General features: G+C 64.6%; 21 protein-coding genes and 1 tRNA gene. 4 read left to right on the top strand and 18 right to left on the bottom strand.

From position 1 onward, the window contains the following. Window positions 1-32: 32 nt before the first annotated feature. From pyc to RBB18_RS21320, 4 genes are all read right to left on the bottom strand, one after another. Window positions 33-3,476 (bottom strand): pyruvate carboxylase, encoded by a 3,444-nt coding sequence (gene pyc / locus RBB18_RS21305; RefSeq protein ID WP_306111842.1) that lies wholly within the window; start codon window positions 3,474-3,476, stop codon window positions 33-35. Between the two features lie 201 nt (window positions 3,477-3,677). After that, on the bottom strand, window positions 3,678-4,688 hold the full coding sequence (locus RBB18_RS21310) for a DUF4375 domain-containing protein (RefSeq protein ID WP_306111843.1): 1,011 nt from the start codon (window positions 4,686-4,688) through the stop codon (window positions 3,678-3,680). Between the two features lie 43 nt (window positions 4,689-4,731). Then, window positions 4,732-5,877, bottom strand: a complete 1,146-nt coding sequence (locus tag RBB18_RS21315) for an alpha-hydroxy acid oxidase (RefSeq protein WP_306111844.1) — start codon at window positions 5,875-5,877, stop codon at window positions 4,732-4,734. Between the two features lie 349 nt (window positions 5,878-6,226). Next, entirely contained in the window at window positions 6,227-6,787 is a 561-nt protein-coding gene (locus RBB18_RS21320) for a hypothetical protein (RefSeq protein ID WP_274592383.1), read from the bottom strand. A 316-nt stretch (window positions 6,788-7,103) separates the two neighbouring features. On the opposite strand from RBB18_RS21320, the gene RBB18_RS21325 reads away from it, so the two are divergent. Further along, window positions 7,104-7,562 (top strand): hypothetical protein, encoded by a 459-nt coding sequence (locus RBB18_RS21325; protein ID WP_306111845.1) that lies wholly within the window; start codon window positions 7,104-7,106, stop codon window positions 7,560-7,562. 144 nt (window positions 7,563-7,706) lie between these two features. Then, complete coding sequence (locus RBB18_RS21330; protein WP_306111846.1) at window positions 7,707-10,052, top strand: ATP-dependent helicase; 2,346 nt, start codon at window positions 7,707-7,709, stop codon at window positions 10,050-10,052. A gap of 206 nt (window positions 10,053-10,258) precedes the next feature. Here RBB18_RS21330 and RBB18_RS21335 read toward each other — a convergent pair whose 3' ends face one another. After that, window positions 10,259-10,687: a MarR family winged helix-turn-helix transcriptional regulator gene (locus tag RBB18_RS21335; protein WP_306111847.1), complete on the bottom strand. Its 429-nt coding sequence runs from the start codon at window positions 10,685-10,687 to the stop codon at window positions 10,259-10,261. Window positions 10,688-10,792: 105 nt separating this feature from the next. Between RBB18_RS21335 and RBB18_RS21340 the strand changes: the two genes are divergently transcribed. Continuing rightward, window positions 10,793-11,221, top strand: a complete 429-nt coding sequence (locus tag RBB18_RS21340; protein WP_103762528.1) for an organic hydroperoxide resistance protein — start codon at window positions 10,793-10,795, stop codon at window positions 11,219-11,221. A gap of 171 nt (window positions 11,222-11,392) precedes the next feature. Here the strand turns inward: RBB18_RS21340 and lipB are convergent, their stop codons facing one another. After that, window positions 11,393-12,097 (bottom strand): lipoyl(octanoyl) transferase LipB, encoded by a 705-nt coding sequence (lipB, locus tag RBB18_RS21345; protein WP_274592706.1) that lies wholly within the window; start codon window positions 12,095-12,097, stop codon window positions 11,393-11,395. Window positions 12,098-12,164: 67 nt separating this feature from the next. Between lipB and RBB18_RS21350 the strand changes: the two genes are divergently transcribed. Then, a tRNA-Leu gene (locus tag RBB18_RS21350) sits at window positions 12,165-12,251 on the top strand. 466 nt (window positions 12,252-12,717) lie between these two features. Here the strand turns inward: RBB18_RS21350 and RBB18_RS21355 are convergent. The 12 genes from RBB18_RS21355 to RBB18_RS21410 form a co-directional block, all read right to left on the bottom strand. Beyond that, window positions 12,718-13,284: a membrane integrity-associated transporter subunit PqiC gene (locus tag RBB18_RS21355; RefSeq protein WP_245890435.1), complete on the bottom strand. Its 567-nt coding sequence runs from the start codon at window positions 13,282-13,284 to the stop codon at window positions 12,718-12,720. 2 nt (window positions 13,285-13,286) lie between these two features. After that, complete coding sequence (locus RBB18_RS21360; protein WP_306111848.1) at window positions 13,287-15,371, bottom strand: intermembrane transport protein PqiB; 2,085 nt, start codon at window positions 15,369-15,371, stop codon at window positions 13,287-13,289. Next, on the bottom strand, window positions 15,368-16,051 hold the full coding sequence (locus tag RBB18_RS21365) for a paraquat-inducible protein A (RefSeq protein ID WP_211286119.1): 684 nt from the start codon (window positions 16,049-16,051) through the stop codon (window positions 15,368-15,370). Before RBB18_RS21365 ends, RBB18_RS21360 begins: the two co-directional genes overlap by 4 nt. Further along, window positions 16,021-16,650, bottom strand: a complete 630-nt coding sequence (locus RBB18_RS21370; protein ID WP_103762456.1) for a paraquat-inducible protein A — start codon at window positions 16,648-16,650, stop codon at window positions 16,021-16,023. Before RBB18_RS21370 ends, RBB18_RS21365 begins: the two co-directional genes overlap by 31 nt. 43 nt (window positions 16,651-16,693) lie before the next feature. Beyond that, window positions 16,694-17,365, bottom strand: a complete 672-nt coding sequence (locus RBB18_RS21375) for an ATP-binding protein (protein ID WP_306111849.1) — start codon at window positions 17,363-17,365, stop codon at window positions 16,694-16,696. Next, the gene (locus RBB18_RS21380) at window positions 17,362-18,138 is read right to left on the bottom strand and encodes a cobalamin-binding protein (RefSeq protein ID WP_103762457.1); all 777 of its coding nucleotides are present in this window, start codon (window positions 18,136-18,138) and stop codon (window positions 17,362-17,364) included. Before RBB18_RS21380 ends, RBB18_RS21375 begins: the two co-directional genes overlap by 4 nt. 74 nt (window positions 18,139-18,212) lie before the next feature. Beyond that, the gene (locus tag RBB18_RS21385) at window positions 18,213-19,634 is read right to left on the bottom strand and encodes a 3'-5' exonuclease (protein WP_306111850.1); all 1,422 of its coding nucleotides are present in this window, start codon (window positions 19,632-19,634) and stop codon (window positions 18,213-18,215) included. A 1-nt stretch (window position 19,635) separates the two neighbouring features. Then, window positions 19,636-20,154, bottom strand: coding sequence for a hypothetical protein (locus tag RBB18_RS21390; protein WP_103762459.1), 519 nt, complete (start codon window positions 20,152-20,154; stop codon window positions 19,636-19,638). Window positions 20,155-20,158: 4 nt separating this feature from the next. After that, window positions 20,159-21,979, bottom strand: coding sequence for a DUF294 nucleotidyltransferase-like domain-containing protein (locus RBB18_RS21395; protein WP_306111851.1), 1,821 nt, complete (start codon window positions 21,977-21,979; stop codon window positions 20,159-20,161). 106 nt (window positions 21,980-22,085) lie between these two features. Continuing rightward, complete coding sequence (locus RBB18_RS21400) at window positions 22,086-23,870, bottom strand: sodium:solute symporter family protein (protein ID WP_103762461.1); 1,785 nt, start codon at window positions 23,868-23,870, stop codon at window positions 22,086-22,088. 3 nt (window positions 23,871-23,873) lie between these two features. Beyond that, window positions 23,874-24,134 carry a DUF4212 domain-containing protein gene (locus tag RBB18_RS21405; RefSeq protein ID WP_103762462.1) on the bottom strand — a complete coding sequence of 87 codons (261 nt, stop codon included), beginning with the start codon at window positions 24,132-24,134 and terminating at the stop codon, window positions 23,874-23,876. A 62-nt stretch (window positions 24,135-24,196) separates the two neighbouring features. Next, window positions 24,197-24,883, bottom strand: coding sequence for an adenylate kinase (locus RBB18_RS21410; RefSeq protein WP_306111852.1), 687 nt, complete (start codon window positions 24,881-24,883; stop codon window positions 24,197-24,199). Between the last annotated feature and the right edge of the window lie 88 nt (window positions 24,884-24,971).

Consider the following 24,971-nt stretch of genomic DNA (forward strand, 5'->3'; position numbering starts at 1 on the left):
CGCGGCGCGCTGCGCGACCCGCCCCTTGTTGATCATTCCAGTTCGACCAGCAGGTCCTTGGCGTCGATCTGGGCGCCGGGCTGGACATGCACGGCCTTCACGGTCGCGTCGCGTTCGGCGTGCAGGCCGGTTTCCATCTTCATCGCCTCGATGGTCAAGAGCAGGTCGCCGGTCTTGACCTGCTGGCCCGCGCTGACCGCCACGGTGGCCACGGCGCCCGGCATCGGAGCGCCGATATGGTCGGCATTTCCGGCCTCGGCCTTGGGCCGGGCCTGCACGGTTTCCTTGACGCGGCGGTCCGGCACGCGGATCGTCCGGGGCTGGCCGTTCAGCTCAAAGAACACCCGCGCCTCGCCGTCCTCGTGGGTTTCGCCTACGGCCACCAGACGGATTTCCAAGGTCTTGCCGGGGTCGATCTCGGCCGAGATTTCCTCGTTGGTTTCCATCCCGTAGAAGAATGTCTTGGTCGGCAGGGTGCGGACGGGACCGTAGATTTGGTGGCGCTCCATGTAGGCATCAAAGACCTTGGGATACATCATCGCGCCCATCAGGTCCTCGTTGTCGATCTCCTCGTCCTCGAATTTGTCCTGCAGTTCCTTGTGCCGCGCCTCGAGGTCCTCGGGCTCCAGCAGGGTGCCGGGGCGGACGGTGATGGGTTTTTCGTCCTTCAGCACCTTGCGCACGATGTCGTCGGGGAAACCACCGGGGGCCTGGCCCACGTAGCCTTTCATCAGCGTGACCACGCTTTCGGGAAAGCTGACCTCGGTCTTGGGGTCGAGCACGTCTTCGCAGGTCAGGCCCTGGCTGACCATCATCAGGGCCAAGTCGCCGACGGTCTTGGCGATGGGGGTCACCTTGATCACGTCGCCGAACATCTGGTTCACGTCGGCATAGGTGCGGGCAATCTCGGGCCACTTGGCCTCGAGCCCCAGAGACCTGGCCTGGGCGCGCAAGTTGGTGAATTGGCCGCCGGGCATTTCGTGCAGGTAGACCTCGGAGGTGGGCGACTGCATGGCGCTCTCGAAGGCGGCGTAATGCTCGCGCACGTTTTCCCAGTAGATCGAGATCTTTCGGATCGCGTCGATATCGAGCCCGGTGTCGCGGTCGGTGTGGCGCAGAGCCTCGACAACGGACCCCATGGTGGCCTGTGATGTGTTGCCGGACAGAGCATCGATGGCGCAGTCTACGGCATCGACGCCCGCATCCGCGGCGGCGAGGATGGTGGCCGAGGCCACGCCGGCGGTGTCGTGGGTGTGGAAGTGGATGGGCAGGCCGATCTCTTCCTTCAGGGCCTTGAAGAGCACCGTGGCGGAGGCCGGTTTCAGAAGGCCGCCCATGTCCTTGATGCACAGGATGTGGGTGCCGGCCTCTTTCAACTCCTTGGCCATGTTGAGGTAGTACTTGAGGTCGTACTTGGCGCGGTTCGGATCGAGGATATCGCCCGTGTAGCAGATTGCCGCTTCCAGAACCTTGTCGGCGTCGCGCACCGCATCCATCGACACCCGCATGTTCTCGGTCCAGTTCAGCGGGTCGAAGACGCGGAAGATGTCGACGCCACTGTCGGCGGCCTGTTTGACGAAGGCCTGCACCACGTTGTCGGGGTAGTTGGTATAGCCCACCCCGTTGGAGCCGCGCAGCAGCATCTGGGTCAGAAGGTTGGGCATGCGTTCGCGCAGGTCGCGCAGGCGCTGCCACGGGCATTCGTCGAGGAAGCGGTAGGCCACGTCGAAGGTCGCGCCGCCCCAGCATTCGACCGAGAAAAGTTGTGGCAGGTCATGGGCGTAGTTCTCGGCGATGCCGATCATGTCGATCGACCGCATCCGCGTCGCCAGCAGGGATTGGTGGCTGTCGCGCATGGTGGTGTCGGTCATCAACACCTGTTTCTGGGCTGCCATCCAGTCGGCCACCGCCTGAGGGCCGTCGCGGTCGAGGATCTGCTTGGCGCCATCCTGGATCGTCTCGTTCTTCGGCTTCGGCGCGCGGGGCAGGGCGAGATCCTCGCGCGGTTTCACGCGGCCCTGCACCTCGGGGTGGCCGTTTACCGTGATGTCGGCGATGTAGGTCAGCACCTTGGTGCCGCGGTCGCGGCGGGCGGCGAAATCGAACAGCTCGGGCGTCGTGTCGATGAACTTCGTCGTGTATTCGTTGCTGAGGAACGTGGGGTGTTTCAGCAGGTTCTCGACGAAGGCGATGTTGGTGCTGACACCCCGGATGCGGAACTCGCGCAGGGCACGGTCCATCCGGGCGATGGCGCCTTCGGGTGTTTGCGCATGGGCGGTGATCTTGACCAGTAGGCTGTCGTAGTACCGCGTGATGACCCCGCCGGAATAGGCCGTGCCGCCGTCGAGACGGATGCCCATGCCGGTGGCTTCACGGAAGGCGGTGATGCGGCCGTAGTCGGGAATGAAGTTGTTCTGGGGGTCCTCGGTGGTGATCCGCGTCTGGATCGCGTGACCGTTGAGGGTGATCTGGTCCTGCGATTTCTTGCGCGTGGCTTCCTCGAGCGTCTTGCCCTCGGCGATCTTGATCTGGGCCTGCACGATATCGATGCCGGTCACTTCCTCGGTGACCGTGTGCTCGACTTGAACCCGGGGGTTCACCTCGATGAAGTAGAACTCGCCGGTGTCCATATCCATCAGGAACTCGACCGTGCCGGCGCACTCGTAATTCACGTGCTTGCAGATCTTGTAACCAAGCTCGCAGATTTCCTCGCGCTGCGCGTCAGTCAGATAAGGAGCGGGGGCGCGTTCGACGACCTTCTGGTTGCGGCGCTGGACCGAGCAGTCGCGCTCATAGAGGTGGTACATGTTGCCATGCTTGTCGCCGAGGATCTGGACCTCGACGTGCCGGGCGCGGATGATCATTTTCTCAAGGTAGCCTTCACCGTTGCCGAAGGCGGCTTCGGCCTCGCGCCGCCCTTCGCGGACCTTTTCCTCAAGCTCTTTCTCGGATTCGATGGGGCGCATGCCGCGCCCGCCGCCGCCCCAGGAGGCTTTGAGCATCATCGGATAGCCGATCTCGGAGGCTTCCTTGCGGATCTTGTCCATGTCCTCGCCCAGCACCTCGGTGGCGGGGATGACGGGCACGCCGGCCTCGATGGCGACGCGGCGAGCGCTGGCCTTGTCGCCCAGGGCGCGCATGGTTTCGGCCTTGGGGCCGATGAAGGTGATGCCGTTCGCCTCGCACGCATCAACCAGCGCAGGGTTCTCGGACAGAAGGCCATAGCCCGGGTGGATCGCGTCGGCGCCGGATTTCTTGGCGACGCGGATGATTTCGTCGATGCTGAGATAGGCTTGAACCGGCCCCAGCCCCTCGCCGATGCGATAGGCCTCGTCGGCCTTGAAGCGGTGCAGGCCCAGCTTGTCTTCCTCGGCATAGACAGCGACGGTGCGTTTGCCCATCTCGTTGGCGGCGCGCATGATGCGGATGGCGATCTCGCCCCGGTTGGCAATCAGTATTTTCTTGAACTCGGCCATGGCCTGTCCTCCCGTCGTGTCGTTCGCTGCGGTCGCGCAGCATTGTTTGCGCCGCAGTGCAGCGTCGCGCCTGTTTTTAGGTTTTGCAAGAGGATAGCGCAATCCGCCACAGTAGGTACATCTACCGGCGGGCGATTTTCTTGGCCAGGCGGGTAGGATTGCTACCCGTTCGGACAGCACAGCTCCAGGTGCCCTTCAAACCTATCGCGGCCAGTACCCTTCGCGTTGCGCAAGGTCTTGAAGCGCATCGTAAATGGCGCCGTCATCGACGATCCAGGTGGCGTCGTACAGCGCGTTGTCCTGCGGTTGGCCAAAGTCTCGCATGATTGCGCGCCGGTCATCGGTACTGCGCGGGTATGGCGCCGGGAAAACCGCCAGCGCCTTTTCCGCGGCCTGCGCATGTTCGGGCAGGCCGAGACGGCTCAGGGCAGCAATCATGTCGGGTGCGAGGGCGCCGGTGGAGTTGAAGATATACTGGTGGAAGCCGCCATTCATGCTTTCGAGCATGAGCATGTGGATCACGTAGAAATCGGCGATCGTAGGGGGCACCCGTGTCAACGCATCAGGGTCTGGGTCGAATGCGTTTCCGACAGGAACGCAGGCTGCCAGTTCGTCGAGCATGAAGTACAATTTTCTGTCGTCGGGAGCGTTGCTGCGCCGCGCCATGTAATCGTCGAACGACGGGTCATCGGACAGAAGCACGGCGGCTTTCTGCAACAGACCTGGTCGGGCGCTTTTGAATCTGTGAGACTGCTCGCGCAGAGCCTTGTCCAGCAGGGCATCGCGGATTTGTCCGCGCCCGTCGCTCCACTGCTCATAGCGGTTCCGCGCGGTCGTGTCCCAGACAGGGAAGGCGTCGCGTGCGGCGCGCAAAGCCGCGGCGTGATCGTGCAGATCGTGTCGGTCGAGCGTTTCCAGAAACACGTTGAACAACCCGGCGTGGTCTGTCGTAGTCAATGTCAGCATTGGCACTGTCGCTGTGGTCGACCAGTCGAGACGGGCAAGGATCAGCGCGTCACGTTCGGCCTGCGACTTGCCCGCCAGATTGCCCAGAACGTTGCGGTGAGTCTGGGCGAGATGGGCCTCGGATCCGAACTCGGCACCGCTCGTGTCATTAAAATCGTACTGGAGTGCGATAGCCGCGCTTTGCAGCACGTCGTCGAGCGGGTAGACCAGCGAATGAGGAGCGGGACAGGTGTGTTCCTGGGCCATGCCGAGTGCGGGTATTGATAGAAAAGCTATGAATACGAGAGGCTTATGCATCATCGTCAGGCAGCAGGCGGGTCGGGGCGTCCTGTGGGCGGACGAGGCCGAGCTGCCCCATGTTGGCTTCGAGATCGGACTTGAGGATGTGCACGAGATGGGCCGGGCCGTCGCGCCCTAGGGCCGCGAGGGCGTAGTGCCATGCCCGTCCCATCATGACGAAATTTGCCCCGAGCGCCAGAGCGCGCAGGATATCCAGACCGCCCTCGACACCGCCGTCGAGGATGATCGGCAGGTCGGTGGCGGCGCGGATGCGGGGCAGGGTCTCGATCGTCGCCGGGGCGGCGTCGAACTGGCGGCCGGCGTGGTTGGAGATCCAGATGGCGTCGACGCCTTCGGATTGCAGCCGTGGCACATCGCGGTGGTCCTGCACGCCCTTTATGATCAGCGGGCCGTCCCAGTGCTCGCGCAGCCAGGCGAGATAGCTCCAATCGGGTGAGGTGCGCAGCAGGTAGCCGGCATGTTTGTTGGATGGCAAGCCCTTGGTTTTGGGCGCATAATCGTCGATGAAGCGCATCCGGGGCATGCCGCGTCCGGCCATCCCCATGGCCCAGGCGGGACAGGTCGCGATCTGGGCCAGGATGCGGGGTGTGATCCGGGGCGGCTGGGTCAGGCCGGAGCGGACCTGCCGCTCGCGGCGCGAGCCGACGGGCACGTCGACCGTCATGACGAGGGTGGAAAACCCTGCCTTTTTAATGCGTTGGATCATATCAATGCGAATGTCCGGATCCCGCGGGGGATAAAGCTGGAACCACGCGTTTTCGCCGATCGAAGAGCTCAGATCCTCGGGCTTCTGGCTGGCCACGGTGGACAGCGTGTAGGGAAGGCCAGCACGGGCGGCGGCGCGGGCGAGGAGTTGTTCAGCGCCGGGCCAGATCATGCCTGACATGCCCAGGGGAGCAATCCCGACAGGCAGGTTAAACTTCTGACCCAGAAAGGAAGTTTCGAGGTCTGGGGGGATCTCTCCATGCAGGATCGATGGCATGAGGCGCACCGCGTCGAACTGCGTTTTGTTGCGTCGCGTCGTGGCTTCGGAGCCGGTGCCGCTGTCGAGGTATTCCCACACGAAATGCGGCAGTCGGCGGCGGGCGCGGGTACGCAGATCGGAGATGGCTGGGAAGCGGGCATCGAGCGACATGGTAAAGCGATAGCAAGCCGCGATGCGGCCGGGAAGCGAAATCTGCGGCGAGGATGGTTAACGGTGCCATTCACTGCACGAAACCGCGTCGGTATCACGTCGGTATCCGGGTGGTATGACGACGTTGGAAATTTTCGCATGTCCCGAGGTTCATGCGCCGTACGGTGTGCAACAGTCGGGATGCTGCAAAAGTGGGAAAATAATCAACGTGCGGGCGTCGCGTTGACTGTGACGGCGCTCGGCAGGGCGAGGTTCCGGAACAGGTCCGGAACTCGACGAACATGAAAAACCGCCGCCGTCCCGGGGGGAGGCGGCGGCGTTTCCAAGCCTAGCTGTGATTGCGTAGCTCTTACGAGTTGCGCGCTTCCTCGACAGCTTCCATGCAGGCCTGCTCGTCACCGGCTTCGAGCGCGGCTTTCGCGGTTGCAATGGCATCCTTGGCCTCTTGCGACATCTCGGTGTCCGAGCCGCTCGTGGCGCTTTCGTCGCTCATGCCGTCCTGCTGATCGGCGGCGTCCTGTCCAGAGGTGGCGACGGAGGATGTATCGGCGTCGAGCGGTGCGGTATCGCCGTCCTTGACGATCTCGCCGTCGGCTTCCGCGGTGTCGCCCGAGGCATTGTCGTCGGAATTCATGTCCGAGGCGTTTGCCGAGAGGTCCGTGTCGGAACCGGTGTCGGACATTTCCATGTCCGAACTGCTGTCGGTGCCTTCCATGCTGTCCGAAGCATCGGCGCTTTCTTCCGAACCTTCGAGCGGGGCGAGGCTGCCGTCCTTGGAGATGCCATTTTCGGATGCCATCCCGGACTCGCCGGTCAGTTGTGCCAGTTCTTCCTGGCAGTCTGCCAGGGCGGGGCCGGAAAGTCCGGCAATGGTGCAAATTGCGAGCACGCTTGTCATCTTGCGGTTCATGGGGTGTCCTCCTCTTTCTCCATTGCCTTTCCAACGGGGGACGCCGTCGGTTCGTTCCAACCGGCGCCGTACGGAAAGCGGGATTGCGCCGATCCGATCTGGGTAAGCGGTTCGCGCCATGGGTGAAAATTCGTACGAATTTTCGTGGGGGATATTCTTTGTGCGAAGGAAATGGGACGGTCGCGGGCGCTAATCTTTATTGAGAAATGTTGTTGCGGGAGCGCCCGGTCGGTGTGACTGAAATCGTGGTGTATGGTTTCACGGTCGCCGTGTTAACCTTTTGTTAACGATTTTCGAGCGCGAGAGGGCGAGGGGAATGGGTGAGGTCGAACTGGCGGCATTGTTGTGTGCGTTCTTGGCGGGAAGTGCCGAGGAGCAGAGGCATTATTTCGATGTCGCGGGGATGAAGCGATACGTGCGTGTGGATTGTGAGACCGCGGATCATGTGATCGAGCTGGGCTTGGATGGCAGCCCCAGCGCGCGGGATTCCGTGCACCAGGCGCTGTTCGCGCAGCATCTGACGGGCAAGCAGCCTGTGGTGATCCTGATCGACCGGGACGGCTATGAAGGCCGGTTCGAGCACGAGATGCGCCATGTGAGCAAGGCGGCGGGCGTGCTGTACCTGCGGTGTTCGGAAGGGGCGATCCAGCGTTGGGCAGCTACGTCCGGAATGCGGCAGGAGGCAGCCGGGATGGATGACCTGCCGGGGCCGGGCGCCGTTGCGGCCAGTTGCGATTTGCAGGCGTTGCGGCGGGAGAGCGGCGCAGGCTCGTAGGCGGAGCGCGTGGGTTTTCATCCACCAAAGGTGGGTTTTCACCCACCCTACGCGGCGTTAGGCGGTGTGAATAAGTGTTAATGGGTTGGAACACAGTGTGAACATTGGCTTTTCCTCGGGGAGAGGCTTCGCTATTGTTTCGCCATGAGCAGTTTCGACGAATCCGATGCCTTCGAGCGTGCCTCGCTGGCCACCCGCGCGATGGCGGCCCGTCCGGCGCCGTACCTCGACGATCTGAACCCCGAGCAGCGCAAGGCGGTAGAGGCGCTGGAGGGGCCGGTCCTGATGCTGGCGGGTGCGGGCACGGGCAAGACCAAGGCGCTGACCACGCGCATGGTGCATCTTTTGAACACGAATACCGCTAGGCCGAACGAGATTCTGGCCGTGACCTTTACCAACAAGGCGGCGCGCGAAATGAAGATGCGCGTGGGACGGATGATGGGCGAAGCGGTCGAGGGGATGCCGTGGCTGGGCACGTTCCATTCGATCTGCGTGAAGCTCTTGCGCCGGCATGCGGAACTGGTGGAACTGAAATCGAACTTCACCATTCTGGACACCGACGACCAGCTGCGGCTGCTGAAGCAGCTGGTGGCGGCGGCGAATATCGATGACAAGCGCTGGCCCGCGCGGATGCTGGCAGGGATCATCGACCAGTGGAAAAACCGGGCGTGGACGCCCGAGCAGGTACCTGCCGCCGAGGCGAGCGCCTATGACGGCAAGGGCGTGGCGCTTTACCAGCAGTACCAGACCCGGCTGCGCGAATTGAACGCGGTGGATTTCGGTGATCTGCTGCTCCATATGGTCACGATTTTCCAGACCCATGACGACGTGCTGGAGCAGTACCGGCGCTGGTTCCGCTATATCCTGGTGGACGAGTATCAGGATACCAACGTGGCGCAGTATTTGTGGCTGCGGCTCTTGGCGGGCGGGCACAAGAACATCTGCTGCGTGGGCGATGACGACCAGTCGATCTATGGCTGGCGGGGCGCAGAGGTGGGCAACATCCTGCGGTTCGAGACGGATTTTCCGGGCGCGACGGTGGTGCGGCTGGAGCAGAATTACCGCTCGACGCCGCATATTCTGGCCGCCGCAGGGGGAGTCATTTCCGGCAACAAGGACCGGCTGGGCAAGGAGTTGTGGACGCAAGCCGAGGAGGGCGAGAAGGTGCGCCTGATCGGTCATTGGGACGGCGACGAGGAGGCGCGCTGGGTCGGCGAGGAGATCGAGGCGATGCAGCGGGGCACGCGGGGCATGGCGCCGATGAGCCTCGATCACATGGCGATCCTCGTGCGGGCGTCGCACCAGATGCGGGCCTTCGAGGATCGGTTTCTGACGATCGGGATGCCGTATCGCGTGATCGGCGGGCCGCGATTCTATGAGCGGATGGAGATCCGCGATGCCATGGCTTATTTCCGGCTGGTGGTCAGCCCCGCCGACGATCTGGCCTTCGAGCGGGTGGTGAACACGCCGAAGCGGGGCTTGGGCGACAAGGCGCAGCAGAAGATCCAGGTGACGGCGCGGGCGAACGGCGTGTCGTTGGTGGAAGGGGCTGCGATCCTCTTGGAAGAGAAGGGGCTGACCGGCAAGGGGGCTGCGGAGCTGGGCAAGCTGCTGGACGGTCTGCGGCGCTGGGGGCGGCTGGTGGGCGACAAGGATGTCAGCCATGTCGAATTGGCCGAGATGGTGCTCGACGAGTCCGGCTACACCGAGATGTGGCAGATGGACAAGACGCCCGAGGCACCGGGGCGGTTGGAAAACCTCAAGGAACTGGTGAAGGCTTTGGAAGGTTTCGAGAACCTGCAGGGGTTCCTGGAGCATGTCAGCCTGATCATGGACAACGAGAGCGAGGAGCAGGGCGAGAAGGTCAGCATCATGACCTTGCACGCCGCCAAGGGGCTGGAGTTTCCGGCCGTGTTCCTGCCGGGCTGGGAGGATGGGTTGTTCCCCAGCCAGCGGAGCATGGATGAAAGCGGGCTGAAGGGCCTGGAGGAGGAGCGCCGGCTGGCCTATGTGGGGATCACGCGGGCCGAGGAGGTGTGCACGATTTCCTTTGCGGGGAACCGGCGGGTTTACGGGCAATGGCAGAGCCAGATGCCCAGCCGGTTCATCGACGAGCTGCCGGAGGACCATGTGGAGGTGCTGACGCCGCCGGGGCTGTATGGCGGGGGCTATGGGGCTGCGGGCGGAGGCCTGGGGTCGATCGAGTCTCGGATGGCGGAGGCCAATGTCTATAACTCGCCCGGCTGGAAGCGGATGCAGGCGCGCAGCCAGCAGCGGCCGATGAGCCAGCCGCAGGAAGCGCGGGACATGGTGATCGATGCTCAGGCCGTGAGCGCGCACGAGATGGGCGAGCGGGTGTTTCACCAGAAGTTCGGCTATGGCGCGATCATCGGGATCGAGGGCGACAAGCTGGAGATCGATTTCGAGAAGGCCGGGGTCAAGAAGGTGGTGGCGCGGTTCGTGACCGGAACGGATGATATTCCGTTCTGACGGGGCGGGATTGCAGGGGTTCCGGTGACTTAAAGGAGCGCGTTTCACGCGCGCAGGATGTCTCGACACCGCCATGTGCGTCGTCTCGGGGCCGTTGGGGATGTGACGCGTCGTGCTTGGCGTGGCGTGCGTGGCAGGCCGGGGCCTCCGACGGGGATATTTTTTGGCCAGGGGAAGAGAGGGCGCGCCGGGATGTGCGCGGGGCGTCAGGCGGGGTCGAGCCGGTCGCGCAGGGCGAGGATCTCGTCGCGCAGGCGGGTGAGGTCATCCATGTCCATGCCGGTTTCGCGGGCGATGCAGTCCGGGATATGGGCGGCGTCGGCCTGAAGCGCGCGGCCCGGTTCAGTGAGATGCACACGAACCTGGCGTTCGTCGGCCGTATCGCGTTCGCGGCGCAGAAGACCGCGGGTTTCCAGGCGCTTGATCAGCGGGGTGAGCGTGTTGGATTCAAGCTGCAACTCGCGGCCCAGGGCGCCAACGGTGCGGGAATCCTCGGACCAGAGGGCGCTGAGCAGGAGGTATTGCGGGTAGGTCAGGCCAAGCGGGGCAAGGAGCGGCTTGTAGGTCTGCTGCATCCGGTGCGCGGTGGAATAGAGCGCGAAGCACAGCATGTCGGGTGGGGGAAGGGTGCTCATTGCGCCAAGCTATGTCGTGCGCGATTTGATCGCAAGCATTGACAGGTGCAGATATCGACATATGTATCGTGTACGATTTAATCTTGAGCGATGAAAGGAGTCCTCATGTCGACCGATATCAAGTACTGGACCGAGGCCCATGCCACCGGGGGTGGCCGCGAAGGGGTGGCGCGTCTGAAAGACGGCATGCTGACCTTCACGATGGACACGCCGGAGGCGCTGGGCGGTGCGGGCAAGGGGCACAACCCCGAAGAGTTGTTCGCGACGGGCTATGCCGCCTGTTACCTGGGCGCGATGCGCTTTGCCGCGCAGAGCGAGAAGCTGGGCGAGGTGCCGAAGGATGCATCCGTGGATGCCAAGGTCGGGATCGGGCCGCGTGACGATGGCGGGTTCGGGCTGAAGGTCGAGCTGAAAGTGAAGATGCCGGGCGTCGATGAGGACACCGCGAAGAAGATCATGGAGCGCGGGCATTTCATCTGTCCGTATTCCAACGCGACGCAGGGCAATATCGAGGTGAAAACCGAGCTGGCCTGACGGCCGGCGATACTGTCCGCGTAGGGCCCGGGCGAAGCAAGACCGTGAATCGCGCTTTGTCCGGGTCTTTTCGTGTGTGGGTCAGAGCGTTTCCGGGAAGACCTGCATCGTTTTTCGCTGCCTCTTCGAACGCCAAAAGCGATGCATGTTTCGGATTGACCCGGAAACGCTTTAGCCGAAGACTTGGGAAAAAGTCTTTTGCAGGGCTACGTCCACGTCGCCCATGGTGACCGGCAGGCCGAGATCGACGAGCGACGTGACGCCGTGGTCCGTGATGCCGCAGGGGACGATGCCGGTGAAATGGCTCAAGTCGGGTTCGACGTTGATCGAGATGCCGTGAAAGCTGACCCATTTGCGCAGGCGGATGCCGATGGCGGCGATCTTGTCCTCGGGCTTTTGCCCCGTGGCGGTGAGGGGCTTGTCGTCGCGCACGACCCAGACGCCGACGCGGCCCTCGCGGATTTCGCCGGTGACGTTGAACTGGTCGAGCGTGGCGATGACCCAGGTCTCCAGCTGCTGGACGAAGGCGCGCACGTCGCGGCCGCGCTGGCCCACATTCAGCATGACATAGACGACGCGCTGGCCGGGACCGTGATAGGTGTACTGCCCGCCGCGTTTCGTGGGGTAGACCGGGAAGCGGTCCGGATCGGTGAGGTCGGCGGGCTTGGCGGAGGTTCCGGCGGTGTACATCGGCGGATGCTCCAGCAGCCAGATCGCCTCGTTGGCGTCGCCCCGCGCGATGGCCTCGGCGCGGGCCTCCATCTCGGTGCAGGCGGTCTCGTAGTCGACGAGGCCGGGGGAGGTGATCCAGTCTACCATCGGCGTGCTTTGGCAGGTGGCGCGGATTTTGTCAAAGCCGTGGTTTTTGGCCTTCACAAGCCGGGCGCGATTGCCTATACGGCGGCTCACCAAGGCGATCCCACGGGGCGCCTTTCGGTCACGGGCGGTCGTGGCGGAATTGGTAGACGCGCAGCGTTGAGGTCGCTGTGAGCTAACACTCGTGGGGGTTCGAGTCCCCCCGACCGCACCATTCTCTTCAGGATCAAGGGCTTATTCGTTCTACCGTAAGGCAGAATACACCGATGGCCTGCACACTCCCCAAAGGGATCTTCAAGGGAGGCGATGTTTATGCCTTAAGGTTCTCGGTGCCGAGTGAGGTGCTTAATGATGAACTCGGTGGAAGCTTGTAGACATATTTTTCCTGTGAGCTGACTCGATGGTCTAGCAATGGCGGCTGGTCGCTTAGCGGCGACTGTCGCTCAAAACGGTAGATGCAGCTTAGGCAACAAGCTTGCGGTGACCACATACCAAATGGCGTTGGCCAGCAAGCTGACCAAAAGTGCTGTAATAACTTCGCGCATGGTAGCGCACTTATGGTAGAGGAACAGGACTCAGACGGTACAGATTGTGTTTCGTGGAGTCAACATCCGTGGCCGCTGGTGGCTCGAGGCCTTGGCGCGCCCCGCGCACCACTTCCACCTGGACCGGGATATGCCTTAGCGCAGGCCCTCGCGGGCGATAATGCGCGACAGGTCCAGCACCAGTTGGCCGCGGGCGCGGGCGAGGGCGGGCGTGCCGCCTTCGGGATCGTAAGGCACGGCAAGCTGGAAGAGGCCGGAGCGTTCACGGCGGCCATCGGGGACGCCGACGAAATACTGCCCCGCGCCGCGGAAATTGCCGTCGGCCCCTGCGACGAGGCTTTCGAAGCGGACTTCCAGCCGGGCGTCGGGCAGTTCCTCGAATGGCCAGGGTTCGGACGCGACGCGCGCGCCGGAGAGGCGGGCGAGGTTGCGGGCGATTTCGAGCGCGACGGCGCGTTCGGGCGAATCGGCCCAGCGGACATTGGCGTCGGTCACAAGCTTGCCGTCCTCGTCCTCGACCGCAATCTCGTCGGCGGCGGCATAGGCGGGCAGCGACACTTCGCGCACCTCGACGGTGCGGAAGGAGATGCGAATGGAGTCCGATACCTGCGGCGGCGCGACCGGGTAGAGATCGGCCGTAGGCCCGCCACAGGCGGCGGTCAGCAGGGTCGCGGCGATGATGGCGGGTGTGCGGAGCTTCATGGTCATCTTCCTCGGATTAGCGCGCTGGGATTGCGTTCCAGCATGCGGGCCAGAGACGTCAGGGCGTCCGCGGCCTGGGATATGTCGCGCAGGGCGCTTTGCGCCTCGCGGCTTAGCGTGTCGCCCTTGTTGTAGCCGGCGATGGTGACGCTGGCCTGGTTGAGCACGTTGCCGAGCCGTTCGACCAGCGCCGGCAGGTCCTCGGTCGAGGTGGCGACGGCGTCGGCGGCGCGGCGGGCGGAGCCGAGCGTGGCGTTGAGATTGGTGACCGCGCCGCCTTCGCGAAGCTCGGTCAGGGTGGCGTTGATCTCGTTGAGGGCCGCGCTCAGGTCGGCGGGCAGCTGGCGGGCGGCCTCGGTGTCGAGGATGCCTTCGGCTGCGGCGGCCAGCTCGGTCAGCTGGTTGGCCAGATCCTCGACCGGCAGGGCCTCGGCCTTGGCGGCGACGGCCTCGATCTGTTCGACGAGGGCCGGGATGCCCTCGACCGAGGTGGTCACACCTTCGGCAGCGTCGGCGGCGGCGTCGACGGCATTGACGAGGCGCGAGGCGAGCTCGGTTTCCTCGATCTCGGCGAGAAGGGACTCGAGGCGGGTGACGGACGCGTTGAGTGCCACGGGAATGTTCTGGACATCCTCCGAGGCGACGATCGTGCGGATCTCGGACAGGATAGCGCGGACCTCGCCGGGGGTTTCCTGAAGATCCTCGTTGGCCACGAGCGCCTGGGCGCTGTCGAGAAAGTCGATGGCGCTGCCCAGCAGTTCCTCGATCGGCAGGTTGTTGATGCGGTTGACCACGCCCTCGACCGTGGCGGCGGCATCGACGATGTCGCTTTCGGTGGTGGGGATGATCGGCAGGGCATCCTCGGGGGTTTCCAGCGTCTGTGGTTCGGCGTCGTCGACCTGCACCAGGTCGATCTTGAGCCCGCCGGTCAGAATGCTTGCATTGGTCAGCCGGGCGCGCAGGCCGCCTGCGACGCGGTCCGCGAGAAACTCGCGGGCGGTCTCTGGCGTGACGTCGTCCTGCAGGCCGAGGCGGGCCGGCTGGATCGCCAGCACGACGCTGAGGCGCACGCGGCTGTCGCCGAATTCTTCCTCGTCGATCACGCCGAGCACGCTTTGGACCTCGCCGATCTTGAGGCCGTTGATTTCCACCGGGGCGTCGACGGCGAGGCCCGAGACGTTCTCGTCGAACACGACGCGGGCTTCCAGCGTCTCGACATCGGCGGCCTGGAAGAGGCTGTTGCGGGCCTCTTCCTCTGTGGCATAGACCTCGAACACGGTGCCGTTGTCCACCGGCTCGCCGCCCGAGACGAAGGTGTCGAAGGTCAGCCCGCCGCTGACCAGCGTGGCGATCGAGGAAAAGTCGATTTCGGCGCCCTGCGGTCCGACGGAGAAGGTGAAGCCGGAGGTTTCCCAGAACCGGGTGCGGGAGGAGATGAGGCCGGTGTGTTGCTCGTAGATCAGCGCCTCGGCCACGGCATAGTTGCCCTGGGGGGAGATGCTGGCCTTGCCGACGCGGCCCACTTCGATGCCGCGGAAGGTGATCGGGCTGTCGTCGGTCATTGTGCCGTCGGGAGTGGTGCGCATGACGATTTCCAGACCGTTTCCTCCGGGACGGAAGAGCGGCGCATCGGTCAGTCCGTCGAAGCTGGTTTGCGGCGTGCCCGGCTTGCTGTCCCAGGTGCCTTCGATATAGACGCCCGACAGCACGGTATCGAGGCCGGTGATGCCGCGGGCCGTGACCTCGGGGCGGACGATCCAGAAGCTGGCGGAGACGTCGATGAACGCGGCCACGTCCTTGTCGACGCGCACGGCGGCGACCACGGAGGCGAGATCTTCGGAAAAGCGCACTTCCTCGACCACGCCGACGGCAACGTCGCGATAGCGAAGCTCGGTTTCGCGTTCGGCGATACCGGCACCGTTCTCGAACCTGATCTCTATCACGGGGCCCCGCTCGCTGTAGGTCTGCCAAGCGACGGCGAGGGCAATCACGATGGCGAGTACCGGGATGATCCAGACGATCGAGACACGGCTGAGGCGCGACTTGCGCTGGTGTTCGACCTGCAAGGGAGGAGGTGTGTCGCTCATGTGGCGGTCCGGTCCGACGTGGCGTTGCTGTCCGACGTGTCGGGCGCATCGGGGTTGCCGGATTGGACGTCCCAGATCATCCGGCTGTCGAAGGCTTGGGCAGAAAGCATGGTGAAGATAACCGATAGGGCAAAGAACAGGCTGGCGCGGCCGGGTGTGATCGCGGCCAGTGTATTCAACTGCACCAGCGACGACATGATAGCAACCACGAATATGTCGATCATGGACCAACGGCCAATGTATTCAACCACTTCGTAGAGAAGCTGGCGCTGGTGCATGGATATGCTGGAGACGCGCAAGACCGAGATGGCAAGAAAGGCGATGGCCAGGAACTTGGCCACGGGGATGGCGACGCTGGCGATGAGGATGATGAGCGCCACGCCGGGCGAGCCGTAGTGAAAAAGCTCGATCGCGCCGCCGACGATGGTGTCCTCCTGCACGGTCAGAAGCGTGCGGGTTTGCAGCATCGGGTACATGTTGGCGGGGATGTAGCAGAGGAAACCCACGATCCAGTAGGCCCAGACCCGTTGCAGGCTGGTGGTGTCGCGGGATTCCAGGTGCTTGCCGCAGCGGCCGCAGGTTTCGGTTCCGGCGGGCCAGACCTTGGTGCAGCGGGTGCAGGCGACGAGGCCCAGCTCGCGGGCGCTTTTTATGTTTTCGGTTTTTCCAGCGAGTTCCATACTGACCACCTGCACAGGAAATTGTCCTGAACCACAACAAGAAAGACCAAGGCGCAAAACATCCAGAAGGCGGGCCCGAAGCCGACATCGGCAAGGTCCGTGATCTTGACCAGGGCCACCGCGCAACCGATGGCGAAGATCTCGGCCATGGACCAGGGCCGCATCGCCTCGGACAGGCGGAACGCCTGCGTGGCGCCGCGCGCCGGGGGGCGGTCCAGCACGATGGGGACAAGCACGTAAATCGACAGAAGCACGCGCGCCAGCGGGATGAAGACGATCAGCGCCGCCGTGGCCAGCGACAGCGCGATGAGGGGGCCGTCGCTGAAGGCCAATGCCGCGTCGAGGATCGAGACGGAGTTCGACGTGCCCGCCGCCGTGATCGTCAGGAACGGAAATACGGTGGCCGCGACAATCAGGATCGCCACGGTGAGCGACAGCGCGATTATCTGGAGCCCGGCCTTGCGCCGGGGCGTGATCAGCGCCGTGCCGCAGCGCGCGCAGCGCGCCCGCTCGCCGACATCGGGCCGGCGCAGGCTGTAGGCCGCATCGCATTGCGGGCAGACGATCATGTCGTCGAGGGGTAGAGGGGTCTCGCGCATAGGTACGATACGTAGCTTAACTTGGCCTTTGGCAAGCTGCAAATCATCCGCGGAGCAGCCGATAATCGGTATACGCCATGCCGTCGCGCTGAATGGTCGCGCCGCGTTCGAGCGACAATGGCGCGGCAAAGCCGGGGGCATTGGCGACGAGCGTGTGGAATTCGCCGTTCTCGCCGCAGGGGTCGACGGTGTCGGGCAGGGCCGACAGGAAGGCGGCATCGAAGCGGGCGCCGCACAGCGTGGTGGGCAGGCGGGACGTGTCGGCGGCGACCACGAAGGCCTCGAGCCCGGCTGCCAGCATGTCCTGGGCAAGGCGGGCGGTGTCGTGGCCCCAGATCGGGTAGTGGCAGCTCACGCCGAGGGTCGCCATCTGCGCGGTGCGCCAGTCGCGGATGTCCTGAAGGAAGAGGTCGCCGAAGACCCAGTCGGTGACGCCCTCATCCGCAAATTGCGTTGCCACGTTGCCGGTGAGCGTCATGAAGGCGTCGTTGGGCGCGGGGTCGGGCAGGTCGATTTCCACCAGCGGCAGGCCGAGGGCCTCGGCCTGCGCGCGAACGATATTGCGCTGGCTGCCATGGGTTTTGACGCGGTCGTCGGCGGCGCTGAAATTGCTGACAAGGGCGACGATGTCGAGCGCACCCTGGGTGCGGGCGACATGGAGCGCCATGGCGGCGTCCTTGCCGGAACTCCAGGACAGGACGGCCTTGCGGCTCATGCCAGCGCCGCCACGATCGCGTCGAGCCCGTCGGTCAGTGCCGCGGGGCCGGGTTGCAGGATGAGGGGCGACTTGATCTCGAAGATGCGATTGTCCCGGACGGCCGGAATGGCGTCCCAGCCCGGGCGGGCGGCAATTTTCTCGGGGCGCACCTTCTTGCCGCACCACGAGCCGATGATGATGTCCGGCGCGGCGGCGATGACCTGATCGGAGGTGACGAAGCGGTCGCGGGCCTTGTCCTTGGTCGCCAGTTCGGGGAAGGCGTCTTGCCCGCCGGCGATCTCGATCAGGTCCGAGACCCAGCCGATGCCGGAGATCATCGGCTCGTCCCATTCCTCGAAATAGACGCGGGGGCGCGGCTTGCCGCTGGCGTTGGCGGCGATCTGTGCCAGCCGGTCGCGGTAGTGATCGACCAGTTGGGCGGCCTTGGCCTCTTGCCCGACGGTGGCGCCCAAGTGGCGGATCATGGCCAGGATGCCGTGCAGGTCACGCTGGTTGTAGCCCATGACGGCGATGCCTTCGCGCAGAAGCGCGGCGGCGATGTCGGCCTGAAGGTCGGAGAAGGTCAGAACGAGGTCCGGCTGGAGCGCGAGGATCTTGGGGATGTCGGCAGACGTGAAGGCCGAGACGCGGGGCTTTTCCTGCCGCACGCCCTTGGGGCGCACGGCATAGCCCGAAACGCCGACGATGCGGTCCTGTTCGCCCAGGAGGTAAAGGGTTTCGACGGTTTCCTCGGTCAGGCAGACGATGCGTTCGGGAGGGAAGGTCTTCATGGGCTGTGATCCGCGCGGTTGGGTCCGGGCACGGTGCTATCACAGATGGCGAGGGTGTCCATCCGGATCGCGGATCAGCCGTGCGAGGTATTGAGATCCTGGATCAGGCGGCCATGGCGGCGGGTCTCGGTGATGACTTGCCCGAAGGTGGTCAGGCCCTTGCCCTGAAGCAGGGGGATGAGTTTCACCAACGCCTGTGCTGTTGCCTGGGCATCGCCAAGCGCGGTGTGGCGCATCTCGGGGGGGATGGTCACCCCGAGGCGGTCGCAGAGGGCGTCGAGGGAATGTTCGGCGGTGTTGCCAAAGACCACCGCCGACAACAGCACGGTGTCGAGCACGGGGTGATCCCACGCGACACCCATCCGGTCGGCGGAGCGGCGGAAGAAGGCGATGTCGAAGGGCGCGTTATGCGCCACCAGCACGGCGTCGCGGGCGAAATGGTGGAAATCGCGGCCCACGGTGCCAAAGTCTGGCGCGCCCTGCACGTGGTCATCGGTGATGCGGTGTATTTTCGTCGAGGCGGGCGGGATCGGGCGCCCCGGATCGACATAGGTGTCGATGACTTCGCCCTCGACGATGCGGCCGTTGAGGATGCGCACTGCGCCAAGCTGGATCACGCGGTCCTCGGTGGGCGACAGGCCCGTGGTTTCGGTGTCAAACGCGACGCAACACAGGGTGTCCAGCGGGGCGTCCAGGATATCGCAGGCCTGGGCAGTCTCCATCAGGGCGAAGTCATAGACCAGCGGGCGGGCCCTGGTGGGGTCGACCTCGGTTTCCTGCGTGTCGAGAAGCAGCATGTAGCCGCCTTCGCCAAGGGGTTTCAGGCGGACCTTGTAGCGTCGGGCGCCGGAATGGTCGTGCAACTCGGTCGAGGTTTCGGCCCCGGTCCGGGTCAGTTGGTCCTGCGCGGCGGCGAGGCTAGCCGCGTCGAAATAGTCCTTGAGCGGCGCCTTGAGGCGGGGCGGGGCGATCTGGGACAGGATGTCGGCGGCCTGCCCGTCATAGAGCACGATTTCCTGGGCCGGGTTCACGAGGATGGTGGCGACGGGGATTTCGGTCAGCAGAGAGGTGAGGCGCTTGGCCTCGGTGCGCAGGCGTTCGGTTTCGCGGGCGACCTGTGCGGCGGTGTCCATGACGCCCGCGCCGAGCGTGCGGGTGACGGCATCGGCGGCAGGGGCGAGATCACCGAGATATTTGGTGCTTTCGGGGCAGAGCTCCGTGTCGACGCCGGAATGGGCGCGCAGGCGGAGGTTGGCGGACAGCATCTCGATCGGCTTGGCGAAGTTTTCGTCGAAGAGCAGCCAGACGCCCACCAGAAGCGCGGTGTTGAGAAGCGCGAAGGCGATGAAGGCGGTGAGGAACGGTGCGGTCGGCAATGTGCCGCCGGCCCGCGACCAGCCGAACCAGAGCGCTGCGCCTGCCAGTGCCACCGCGCCCGCCGCCAGAAGGCAGAAAAAGAGGAAGTTGCGCAGGCGGAGGCTGAGCCGGGTGAACATGTCAGGTCTCGCAGACGATGCCGAGCAGCGGATCGTCCTCGGGCAGGGGTTGCCAGTCGGCGTCGCGGACGCTGCCATCCTCGGCGAAGTCCGCGCCGTCGATCAGCAGGGCCGAGCGGTTCTCGGTGCAGTCGAAGAGGACAGGTGCCTTGTTGACCGGCGCCCAGCGGCCGAAGAAGTAGATGTCGGCGATGGTCTGGCCGGGCTGGTTGGCATTGCGCCGGGCGTTGCCGGTATCGACGGCGGCGAAGCGTTCGGTATAGGGCCAGATCTGGGTCCAGGGGCGAATCCAGCTTTGCTCGTCGATCGTGACGGCGATTTGCATGCCTTCGGGCAGCGCTTCGGCGGTGCGGTCGTACCAGGTGTATTCGTTGGAAATGGTCGCGGCGATCATGCCGAGACCCGCCGCCACGGGCGTGAGCCAACGCGGCAGGCGACGGCCCAAGGCGATGTTGACGATCATCAACAGCCCTGCGGCGGCGACGCCCGCGAAGATGGTGGCGATGAGTTCTATGAACATACGTCTACCCTAACATGCCTTTGCCCGACGATACCGAGGATTGCATCGTCTTGACCACGACAAAGGCGTCGCGCAGGTGGCTGCGCTCGAAATCCGAGAGGGTGGAGGGGTCGAGGAAGTTGTCGGGCAGGTCGCCCGCCTTGACCTGTGCTGCCTGGTGGTCGAGCCGCATGGTGGCGATAAGGTCGTAGGCATCCAGCAGGTCGGCACCGCCCGAGGTGGAGAGGTGACCGGCGGCCTGGGCGGCCTCGAGCCGGGCGCGGGTGTTGACCTGCCGCAACTGGCCTTGCAGCGCATAGATGCGGCCGAGGTCGGTCACCGGCACGACGCCGTTATGCTTGAGGTCGATGCGACGGCGATGCTCGCCCGAGCGGATGGTGGCCAGCCCGCGCAGCAGGCCCAGCGGTGGTTGGTGCTTGATCGAATTCGAGATCATGTGCGCGGTGAAGATCGAGTTCTTCGCGGCCTTCGCGAGCGTGTTGGTTTGCAGCGATTCAAAGAGCGTGGTGTCGCCACCGATGGGGCGCAGGTCGAACATGACGCTGGCCAGCATCTGCGCCTCGGGGTTGGGGCGGGCGATCCAGTCGTCGAAATAGCTGCGCCAGACGCGCAAGGGTTGGCACCATCGCGGGTTGGTCGCCATCATGTCGCCGGGGCAGTAGAAGTAGCCGCAGGTATCCAGACCGTCGCTGACGAATTTGGCGAGGCTGTTGAAGTAAGGCATGTGGGCGTCGGTGGCGTCATCCGACAGGATCAGGCAGTTGTCCTGATCCGAAACGCCTCTCTGTTCCTGCCGGCCTTGAGAGCCGCAGGCGAGCCAGAGATAGGGCACGGGCGGGGGGCCGAGCTTTGCCTCGGCCAGGGTGAGCAGGCGGCGGGTGACGGTGTCCGCGATATCGGTGATGAGCCGCGTAACCACGTCATGGCGGTTGCCCGAGCCGACAAGCTGGGCCAGAAGTTGCGGGATCTCGGCGGTGACACGGGCCATGGCGGCGGCGTCGTCTGCGCGGGCGATGCGGCCCACGAGCGCGCCCGACGACAGCGCCTGCACGCGGGTGAGGTCGGTCTGGGTGACGATGCCGACCAGTTGCGTGCCGTCGGTGATGGGCACATGGCCGATGCCGCGTTCCATCATAAGGTGCAGCACATCGGTGCCGAGCGCATCGGGTTCCAGCGTCATGGGGCTTTGGGTCATGATGCCGGAGATGGGGGCGGCGGGATCGGTGCCTTGGGCCACGACCTTGCCGTTCACGTCACGCACGGTGAGAATGCCGCGCAGGTCGCCGCCTTCGGTGATGCAGATCGACGAGATATGGTGATCGTGCATTCGCGCCGCCGCGTCGCGGATCGGTGTGTCGGGCGTGCAAGTGAGCGGGTCGCGGGTCATCAACTCGGCCACGCGCAAGGTCGTGAGGTCCTTGCGGTCGCTGCGCGCCGGGCGGCGCCGGTCGAAGAACCGCGCGACCTTGGCGGAGGATTTGATGAGGGCGAAAAGGGCGTCCGCGGGCATCACGATCAGGGTGGCGTCGGAGCGGGCGGTGGCGGTGCGGCTGGCGACATCCTCGCGCAGAAGCGCGCGTTCGCCAAAGGAATTGCGGGGGCCGAGCAGGGACAGCTGGACGTCTGCCTCGTCCTTTATCTCGATTTCGCCGGTGACGACGATGTAAAGGCTGTCGACAGTGTCACCCAGGTTGAAGATGTCCGCGCCGGCGGCAAAATCGGCGGCGTCGCAGCGCGTGGACAGGTCATCGAGATCGCTGTCATCCAGGCTGTCATAAGGGTGAACGGAGCGCAGGAACTGAGTCAGATCGCTCGAAAGGGGCATGGTCGGAGCCTCTTGAGGGGGTGGTCGGGCCCACCTTGGCGCGGGCCGGACCGAAGTTGAAGCGAAAGCCCCGCCGTCACGTGTCGCGGCGGGGCCATCGTTGATCTTAGTGGCCTTCGACGGCGGCGCCGGCGCCACGGGGGACGCGGACGCTTTCGACGAGGTCCTTGATCTCCTGCGGGGTCTCCTTCGTGATGCTGGCGACGAAGAACGCCACCGCGAAGTTGACCGCAGCCCCGATTGCGCCGAAGGAGGTCGACTTGACCGGACCCAGAAGCGGATCGGCATCGGTGAAGATGTTGGTGTCGGGAATGAAGAACCAACCCTTGTGCAGGAAGATGTAGAGCAGCGTCACCGTGAGACCTGCCAGCATGCCTGCGACCGCGCCGGTGTTGTTGATGCGGGTCGAGAAGATCCCCATCATCAGCGCCGGGAAGATCGAGGCCGCCGCAAGCCCGAAGGCGAGCGCCACCGTCTGCGCGGCAAAGCCTGGCGGGTTGAGGCCCAGAAGGACCGCCACCACGATTGCCGCGGCCATCGAGACACGTGCCGCCATAAGCTCGGATCGTTCGGACATGTTCGGGGTCAGCTGACCCTTCAGCAGGTCGTGCGAGACGGCCGAGGAAATGGCCAGCAGCAGACCCGCCGCCGTGGAGAGCGCGGCGGCAAGGCCACCGGCAGCCACGAGGCCGATCACCCAGCCGGGCAGGTTGGCGATTTCCGGGTTGGCGAGCACCAGGATGTCCTGGTTGAAGTTCGTGAGCTCGTTACCCTGCCAACCGTTCGCCTCGGCCTTTTCCTGAAGCTCGGCATTGGCATCGTTGTAGTACTGGATCATGCCGTCGCCGTTCTTGTCTTCCCAGCCCAGGAGGCCGGTCGCCTCCCATGTGGCCATCCAGGCGTATTCGGGCGAGGATTCGATCTGCTCGACGCTGACGGCGGCGCCGTCGGTGCCGTTGGGCCACATCAGTTCCGAGATGTTGAGCCGCGCCATCGCGCCCACGGCCGGGGCCGTCAGGTAAAGCAGCGCGATGAAGACCAGCGTCCAGCCGGCGGACCAGCGGGCGTCGGACACGCGCGGCACGGTGAAGAAGCGCATGATGACGTGGGGCAGACCGGCGGTGCCGATCATCAGCGACAGGGTGAAGAGCACCATGTTGATGGTCGAGCCATGCGCCGCCGTGTATTCGGCAAAGCCGAGATCGGTCACGATCTGGTCCAGCTTGGCCAGCAGCGGCTCGCCATCCGACGTATCGCCGAAGAGGCCGAGCGCCGGGATCGGGTTGCCCGTCAGTTGCAGCGAGATGAACACGGCCGGGATCGTGTAGGCCAGGATCAGCACGCAGTATTGCGCCACCTGGGTGTAGGTCACGCCCTTCATGCCGCCGAACACGGCGTAGGCGAAGACCACGCAGGCCCCGATCATCAGACCCCAGAAGGCGTCGATTTCGAGGAAGCGGCCAAAGGCGATGCCCACGCCCTGCATCTGCCCGATCACGTATGTGATGGAGGCCACCAGCAGGCAGATCACGGCCACGAGGCGCGCGGTGGGCGAATAGAAGCGGTCGCCGATGAACTCGGACACGGTGAACTTGCCGAACTTGCGCAGGTAGGGAGCAAGCAGCAGGGCCAAGAGCACGTAGCCGCCCGTCCAGCCCATCAGGAAGGACGAGTTGTCATAGCCGGTGAACGCGATGAGGCCGGCCATCGAGATGAAGGACGCTGCCGACATCCAGTCGGCCGCGGTGGCCATCCCGTTGGTGACCGGGTGCACTCCGCGCCCGGCGGCGTAGAAATCCGCGGTCGAGCCCGCGCGGGCCCAGATCGCGATGCCGATATAGAGCGCGAAGGAGGCGCCCACGAACAGCAGGTTGAGAGTAAACTGATCCATGACTTACACCTCGTCCACGCCGTATTCACGGTCGAGCTTGTTCATCCGCCAGGCGTAGAAAAAGATCAGCGCCAGGAAAACGAGGATCGAGCCTTGCTGGGCGAACCAGAAGCCAAGGTCGGCGCCGCCGACCTCGATGCCCGAAATGAGCGGGCGCAGGACGATCCCAAACCCGAAAGAGACCAGCGCCCAGATGACGAGGCTGATCAGGATGAGACGCACATTGGCTTTCCAGTACTGTGCGCTTGTTTTGTCCAGAGACATTTTGGGGTCCCTCCTCCTAGTGAAATGGCCGGGCCGCGTCATGCGGCCCGACCGGCGTTTCGTCATGTCGCCCGTTGCGACAGGACGGTGTCCAGCTGGGCGGCGATCTCGTCGATCGGGCCCATTGCGGGCACGCGGGAAAGCGCGCCCTTGGATTGGTAATAGTCGATCAACGGCGCGGTCTGGGCGTGATACGCCTCCAGCCGTTGTGCGACGGTTTCGGCGTTGTCGTCGGCGCGGCGGATCATCTCCGTGCCGCCGCAATTGTTGCAGATGCCGGGCTTGGCCGTGGGCTTGAAGCTGTCGTGGTAGCCCTCGCCGCAGCCGCCGCAGGTAAAGCGACCCGAGATGCGGTCGACCATGGCGGCATCGTCCACTTCGAGGCTTATGGCGGCGTCGATCTTCTGGCCTGTCTCGGTCAGAAGGGTGTCGAGCGCCTCGGCCTGTACGGTGGTGCGCGGGAAGCCGTCCAGGATGACACCGGCGGCGCAATCAGGCTCGGCCAGGCGGTCGCGCAGGATGGCGATGACGATATCGTCGCTGACCAGATTGCCCGCTTCCATGACGGCCTTGGCCTCGCGGCCCGCCGGGGTGCCCGCGGCGACGGCGGCCCTGAGCAGGTCGCCGGTGGAAAGTTGCACGAAGCCATTCTTCTCTTCCAGAAGGCGGGCCTGTGTGCCCTTGCCGGCGCCCGGCGGCCCGAGCAGGATCAGGACCGGGGCGGTTTGGGGTCTCTTTGCGCCGTCCATGATCATTCCCCCTTGTTCATTCTGTTGTCGATGAGGTCGTCGACGACGGAGGGGTCTGCGAGTGTGGAGGTGTCGCCGAGGGCGCCGT

The sequence above is a fragment of the Roseovarius sp. MMSF_3298 genome (assembly GCF_030733705.1).
In the GTDB taxonomy this organism is placed as follows: Bacteria; Pseudomonadota; Alphaproteobacteria; order Rhodobacterales; family Rhodobacteraceae; genus Roseovarius; species Roseovarius confluentis.